The organism is Sporosarcina sp. P34 (assembly GCF_002743375.1).
In the GTDB taxonomy this organism is placed as follows: Bacteria; Bacillota; Bacilli; order Bacillales_A; family Planococcaceae; genus Sporosarcina.
In genome coordinates, this window is the sequence record NZ_PDZC01000023.1 from 1 (window position 1) to 1,506 (window position 1,506).

The following is a 1,506-nucleotide window of genomic DNA, read 5'->3' on the forward strand; positions in this document are numbered from 1 at the left end:
AGCTTCCAACAGTTCGCTCGACTTGCATGTATTAGGCATGCCGCCAGCGTTCGTCCTGAGCCAGGATCAAACTCTCCATAAGAGAAATTCGATTAGCTCGAGTTTCATTTGCTGGCATCAATTAAGATACTCATCTTTTGTTTGTGTCACCTTGAGATGCACAAACTGTATTTCGTTAACGTTTTGCTGTTCAGTTTTCAAGGTTCATGAGATTCGTAAAAAATATTTGGTGGAGCCTAACGGGATCGAACCGTTGACCTCCTGCGTGCAAGGCAGGCGCTCTCCCAGCTGAGCTAAGGCCCCAAATAAGTGGTCGGGAAGACAGGATTCGAACCTGCGACCCCTTGGTCCCAAACCAAGTGCTCTACCAAGCTGAGCTACTTCCCGACTATATACAATGGTAATTTCTTTTGAAATATGGCGCGCCTGGCAGGAGTCGAACCCACAACCTTCTGATCCGTAGTCAGACGCTCTATCCAATTGAGCTACAGGCGCATACTATAAAAATAATTGGTGCCGAGAACCGGAATCGAACCGGTACGGTAGTCACCTACCGCAGGATTTTAAGTCCTGTGCGTCTGCCAGTTCCGCCACCCCGGCAAGAGTGGAATTAAAAAGCGGAAGACGGGATTCGAACCCGCGACCCCGACCTTGGCAAGGTCGTATTCTACCACTGAACTACTTCCGCATGAAAAATGCGGGTGAAGGGAGTCGAACCCCCACGCCCGAAGGCACTAGATCCTAAGTCTAGCGTGTCTGCCAGTTCCACCACACCCGCGATATGTTTCGGCAAAAATAATGGTGAGCCGTACAGGATTCGAACCTGTGACCCTCTGATTAAAAGTCAGATGCTCTACCGACTGAGCTAACGGCTCGTACTAAGTGGTGCCGGCGAAAGGACTTGAACCCTCAACCTACTGATTACAAGTCAGTTGCTCTACCAGTTGAGCTACACCGGCAGGTGTAGAAAATATGGTGGAGGATGACGGGCTCGAACCGCCGACCCCCTGCTTGTAAGGCAGGTGCTCTCCCAGCTGAGCTAATCCTCCTGGGTATAATTTTAATATTTAATAGATATGTTCTTGTTCTCTTTGATCTCGAGATTATGTATCAAATACTCAGTATCAATCTTAAGAAAAGAATTGCCTGGCGACGTCTTACTCTCACAGGGGGGAACCCCCAACTACCATCAGCGCTGAAGAGCTTAACTTCCGTGTTCGGTATGGGAACGGGTGTGACCTCTTCGCCATCGTCACCAGACTCTACTTCCTCTTTCTTGAGGACATTTACTATTATAACACTTGTTAAACTAAATGCAAGCATTATTTTAATTATCTTTTGAGTAAAGTTTGTTCACTCAAAACTGAATAAAAGACATTGGCGTAGTTCAAGTAACTACTTTTTATAATAGGTTAAGTCCTCGATCGATTAGTATCTGTCAGCTACATACGTCGCCGTACTTACACCCCAGACCTATCCACCTCATCATCTTTGAGGGATCTTACT

At 46.9% G+C, this 1,506-nt stretch carries 9 tRNA genes and 3 rRNA genes; all 12 read right to left on the reverse strand.

The features are described 5' to 3' along the window. A 16S ribosomal RNA gene (locus CSV63_RS16270) occupies window positions 1-82 on the reverse strand; the annotation flags it as partial. 145 nt (window positions 83-227) lie between these two features. Next, window positions 228-303 (reverse strand) — tRNA-Ala (locus CSV63_RS16275). 7 nt (window positions 304-310) lie between these two features. Continuing rightward, window positions 311-387: transfer RNA gene (locus CSV63_RS16280), tRNA-Pro, on the reverse strand. Between the two features lie 31 nt (window positions 388-418). Further along, window positions 419-495: transfer RNA gene (locus CSV63_RS16285), tRNA-Arg, on the reverse strand. A gap of 16 nt (window positions 496-511) precedes the next feature. Beyond that, window positions 512-600, reverse strand: a tRNA-Leu gene (locus CSV63_RS16290). Between the two features lie 16 nt (window positions 601-616). Beyond that, window positions 617-688, reverse strand: a tRNA-Gly gene (locus tag CSV63_RS16295). Between the two features lie 8 nt (window positions 689-696). Next, window positions 697-778 (reverse strand) — tRNA-Leu (locus CSV63_RS16300). Between the two features lie 21 nt (window positions 779-799). Further along, a tRNA-Lys gene (locus tag CSV63_RS16305) sits at window positions 800-875 on the reverse strand. 8 nt (window positions 876-883) lie between these two features. Continuing rightward, window positions 884-959: transfer RNA gene (locus CSV63_RS16310), tRNA-Thr, on the reverse strand. Window positions 960-973: 14 nt separating this feature from the next. After that, window positions 974-1,049, reverse strand: a tRNA-Val gene (locus CSV63_RS16315). A 95-nt stretch (window positions 1,050-1,144) separates the two neighbouring features. Next, window positions 1,145-1,260 (reverse strand): 5S ribosomal RNA (gene rrf / locus CSV63_RS16320). Between the two features lie 148 nt (window positions 1,261-1,408). After that, a 23S ribosomal RNA gene (locus CSV63_RS16325) occupies window positions 1,409-1,506 on the reverse strand; the annotation flags it as partial.